The sequence below is a fragment of the Sphingosinicella xenopeptidilytica genome, from assembly GCF_042676985.1.
GTDB lineage: Bacteria > Pseudomonadota > Alphaproteobacteria > Sphingomonadales > Sphingomonadaceae > Sphingosinicella > Sphingosinicella xenopeptidilytica.
Genome location: NZ_JBHTIK010000014.1, coordinates 1 through 4,613, shown reverse-complemented (window position 1 = coordinate 4,613; position 4,613 = coordinate 1). Strand labels below are relative to the sequence as shown.

Genomic DNA, 4,613 nt, shown 5'->3' with positions numbered 1-4,613 from the left:
CACTACGACGAAGCCCAAATCCTCCTTAAATCACAACCTCAAATCTGTGCCATAGGTGCTGACGGGGGACAATCGGAAACATCGGACGGATAAGGCTTGCGGACAATCTCCATACAAGCCTTTGAATCCATACAGACTCACAAGTCCATAACAGCCTCTAGACAGCACCCTTCCGGGTCTATAAGAAATACTTCGATGTGGAAGTTCATATAAAACTGCCGCAAGAGAATCGCCCATCTCAGGAGAGCAAGCGCAATGTCCGTCATGGCAGAATCCCCAAGCTCGCCCGATCACCGTTCAGCCGACAAGATTTTACGGATCGGGATCGTCGGCCTGGGGCAAGCGTCGGGGTTGGTGCTGAACTGGGAACGTCAGGATATCCGCACGCTTCCGATCCGCTTCACCGCTGCTGCCGACCTGAGGCAAGAGGCGCTGGCCCAGTTCGCGAAGGAGTATGATGCGGAGGTCTACTCCGACGTCGAGGCGCTGTGCCGCAGCCCGAACGTCGATGCAGTTTATATTTCGTCGCCCCACGAACTCCACAGGGAGCACACCATCATCGCTGCGCGCAACGGCAAGCATGTCCTGTGCGAGAAGCCGCTGTCGCTCTCGGCAGCCGAGGTCGACGAGATGATCGCCGCCTGCGATCAGCACGGTGTTCACCTGATCGCGGCGCACAGCCACGCGATGGATGCTCCCATCCGGGCGATGCGCGAAGTGATCGCAAGCGGCCGCCTCGGCCCCGTTCGCCACATCAACGCGATCAATTATAATTTCTTCAATGCCCAGCCCTGGCCGACGCGCGAGCTGCAGATGTGGCACGGCGACCTCTATAACCAGGGGCCGCACCAGATGGACATCATCCGCTATCTCGGCGGCGGAATGGTGAAGTCGGTCCGGGCGCAGACCTGGTGGGATCACCTCCGCAATGTCGAGGGAGGCTACTCGGCCTTCATCGAGTTCGAGAACGGCGCGGTGTCGACGGCGGTGTTCGACTGGCGCGGCTATTTCGACAGCACCTGCTATACCTGGAACGCCAGCGAGGGTGGCTGGGCGCAGGATCCCGGCTCCAGTGGCTATGTGCGCGACAATATGAAGAGGCTGCTCGCCGAGAAGTCGGCGGACGCGGCCGAGGCTGAGCTGTGGAAGCTCAAGAATGACCTGCGCTACGGCGGCGTCAGCGACAACGAGGCGTTCCAGCGCTGGGGTTATGCGCCGGTCACCCCCGGCTTCAAGCCGTTCGACGAGCCGGTCCAGCCATTCTTTGGACTGATCATCGTCGCGTGCGATCGCGGCATCATCCGGCAGTCGCTCGAGGGGCTCTACATCCACGGCGACCACGGGGTGGAGGAAGTCCCCGTCACCGGCCACTCCGGTCGCGCCGCCGAATTCATGCAGGTGTACGATGCCGTGTTCAACGACAAGCCGAGTTTTCATGACGGCCGCTGGGGCAAGGGCACCGTCGAGCTCTGCCAGGCGATCGAGCAGTCGGCTGCCGAGCGCCGTACGATCGAGTTGAAGCATCAGGTGCCGGTCGGCGACGAACCTGCCTGATGTCCCAGTGTCCGGAGAGAGAGACATGGCGACCCTTCTGAAAGATACTCCCCCAGTCCTGGAATCCGAGCTGCAGAGGCTCGTCGATCCCGATCGTGGCCGCATCAACGGCCGCGTATTCAGCGACCCGGCGATCTACCAGCGCGAGCTCACCCACATCTTCATGAAGAGCTGGTGCTTTGTCGCTCATGAGTCGCAGCTGAGAAATGCCGGCGACTACGTCACGGCCCTGATCGGCGAGGATCCGGTCATCGTGTCGCGGGACTCGAACGGCAGCATCAATGTACTGCTCAACAGCTGCCGGCATCGCGGCCTGGCCGTCTGCTCGTCCGATCGCGGCAACACGAACCTGTTCCGCTGCCCCTATCACGGCTGGACCTACAGCCGCGACGGCTCGCTGCTCGGGGTGCCCAAGATGGACGAGGCATACCACCGCGAGCTCGCCAAGGATGCGCGGGGGCTGATCCGCGTGCCGCGCGTCGAGAGCTACAAGGGCTTCATCTTCGCCAATTGGGACGCGGACGCGATTCCGCTTGAGACCTATCTCGGGCAGGACATGCTGTGGTACTTCGACATCCCGATCGTCGGCGCGCTGGGCGGGCTCGAGGTGATCGGTCCGACCATGAAGTTCCGGATGAAGGCCAACTGGAAGCTGGCGTCGGAGAATTTTGCGGGCGACGACTACCATGTGCTCTCGACACATGGCGCCGCCTTCAGGATCGGCTTCTTGCCTGATTATGACACGCTCGCTGACTACACGGCCTACTTCGAAAACGGCCACGGCATGGGCGATATTCCAAAGCCCGGCCGGGCGATTGAACTTGATCGGGGCATGGCCCAGATGTTCGGGCCGGACGCTGCCGCCTATGTCGAGGCGTTCAGCGAACGGGTACGCACGCATCTTTCCGACCGCCAGGCCGAGCTACACTCGATCGGTGAAGGCAACGTCTTTCCCAACCTGTCGTGGATCAAGTTCGGCTGCTTTCATGCGTTCGGGCTTCTGCAATGGCATCCGCGCGGCGTTGACGAGATCGAGGTCTGGCAGACCACCTTGTTCGACTCCGCCGCGCCGCAGGAGGTGCGCGACTATGCACGGGCGCAGATGTCGCAGGAGAATGCCGCCGCCGGCATCTTCGGCCAGGACGACGGTGAGAACTTCGAGCGGATCACGGAAATGCTGCGCGGGGCCGTCTCGGGACGTGCCGACTTCGACTATTCGATGGGGCTGGGGCGTGAAGGCGAGGTCGAGGTGAGCGGCCTGCCGGGACGGCTAGGTCCCCATTATACCGAGCAGAACCATCGGAACTTCTACCGCCATTGGCTCAACCTTATGACTGGGCAAGGCGGCTGAGATGAGGAACTACCTGCCCGAGCTACGCAGCGAAATCGAAACCTTCCTGTTCCATGAGGCAAAGCTGCTCGATGAGTTGCGCTTCGAGGAGTGGCTGGCGCTGTTCGCCGAGGACGCCCGCTACTGGATGCCGATCGCGGAGACGCTGGAGCACGACGACCACCGGAATCCGGCGGAAGGCGAGTGGGCGCTGGTCGAGGAGACGAAGGCGTTCCTCGTAAAACGATACGAGCGGTTGAAGAGCGGGATGGCTCATTCCGAGCAACCCCGCTCGCGAACCCGCCACTGCGTCTCGAATGTGCTGGTCGAGGCTGCGGACGGCGGCGTCACGGCGCATTCGAATTTCATCACGTTCCAGGGGCGGCGCGACAGGCAGGGCGATTTCTTCGTCGGCAGCCGGCAGGACCTGCTGCGCAGGACCGATTACGGCTGGCTGATCGCCGAGCGGCGGGTGTTCCTCGCTCAGCGCGTGCTGCCGCGCGCGATATCGGTGTTCCTGTGAGCGGCAGCTTCTGGGTCGAGGCGCTGGGGACCGAAACGCGCTTTACCAATGCTGGCGGTCGGCGCACCCGAAGCATCGTTGCAGGACAGGGTGATCCCATCATCCTGCTCCACGGCATCACCGGCCATGCCGAGACATGGATCCGCAACGTCGCTGCGCTGGCGGAGGCATATGAGGTCCACGCACTGGACATGCTCGGTCATGGGCTCAGCGACAAGCCGGACATCGACTACTCCACCGCCGTCCTCGGCGAGCATGTGATCGCCTACATGGATGCGGCCGGCATTGGCGCTGCGGTGCTGGTCGGCCAGTCGCTGGGCGGGTGGGTTGCCGGGTGGATCGCGGTCAACCATCCCGAACGCGTTCGCGGCTACGCCTGCATCACCGGCGCGGGTCTGGAGGTGTCGCAGGATGGCGCCGAACTCACCAGGACGATCGGTGCCAAGGTTGGCGACGCAACGGCGAAGGCGACTGCGGCGCCGACGCGCGAGAGCGTGCGCACCCGGCTCGAATGGCTGATGCACGACAAGAGCGTCGTCACCGACGAGCTGGTCGACGTCCGCTACCGCATCTATTCCGACCCGGACTTCATGGCCATGTCGGGCAAGATGGTCGGCCAGCTGACCGGCGCCGGCGGCGGCGCCTGGACGCTCACCCGCGAGCGGCTGGCACGGATCGCCTGCCCGACGCTGGTGCTGTGGACCCGGCAGAACCCGACCATGCCCTGGCTCGTCGGCGAGGAGGCAAGCAGGATCATCCCGAACGCGCAGTGGTATCTCATGGAAGATGCCGGCCACTGGCCGCAGTTCGAGAAGCCAGCCGAATTCAATGAGCTGGTTCGGGCGTTCTTGCGCCGCGTCGGGGAGGATCGAGCTGCGGTGTCGGCGACGGGGACAGGTTAGACGTGGCGCAGTTGATTGCCGGCTACGGGACGTCGCACACCGGGATGACGATCCGGAAATACGATCCAGCCATTCCCGCCCAGGCGCGTGTCCATGCGGCCTTCGACCGGCTCCGCGAGGAACTGGAGGCGTTGGCTCCGGACCTGATCGTGATGGTCAGCAGCGAGCATCTCAATAGCTTCTTTTATGACAGCTATCCGCAGATTTGCGTGGGCCTTGGCAATCAAAGCATCGGCTGGGGCGATGCCGGCGTGGCCTCGCGCACCGTGCCGATCGCGGGCGACTTCGCGGCGCATGTAGTGAA

General features: G+C 63.2%; 4 protein-coding genes and 1 pseudogene. All 5 read left to right on the top strand.

The annotated features are described in order from the left end of the window. Positions 1 to 255: 255 nt before the first annotated feature. Positions 256 to 1,554 carry a Gfo/Idh/MocA family protein gene (locus tag ACFQ00_RS16725; RefSeq protein WP_381493453.1) on the top strand — a complete coding sequence of 433 codons (1,299 nt, stop codon included), beginning with the start codon at positions 256 to 258 and terminating at the stop codon, positions 1,552 to 1,554. A gap of 25 nt (positions 1,555 to 1,579) precedes the next feature. Further along, a complete protein-coding gene (locus ACFQ00_RS16720) occupies positions 1,580 to 2,905 on the top strand; it encodes an aromatic ring-hydroxylating oxygenase subunit alpha (protein WP_381493450.1) in 1,326 nt (441 codons plus the stop codon). Between the two features lies 1 nt (position 2,906). Continuing rightward, positions 2,907 to 3,407 carry an aromatic-ring-hydroxylating dioxygenase subunit beta gene (locus ACFQ00_RS16715; protein ID WP_381493447.1) on the top strand — a complete coding sequence of 167 codons (501 nt, stop codon included), beginning with the start codon at positions 2,907 to 2,909 and terminating at the stop codon, positions 3,405 to 3,407. Beyond that, complete coding sequence (locus ACFQ00_RS16710; RefSeq protein WP_381493444.1) at positions 3,404 to 4,309, top strand: alpha/beta fold hydrolase; 906 nt, start codon at positions 3,404 to 3,406, stop codon at positions 4,307 to 4,309. Before ACFQ00_RS16715 ends, ACFQ00_RS16710 begins: the two co-directional genes overlap by 4 nt. Positions 4,310 to 4,311: 2 nt before the next feature. After that, positions 4,312 to 4,613, top strand: a pseudogene (locus ACFQ00_RS16705) (hypothetical protein); the annotation flags it as partial.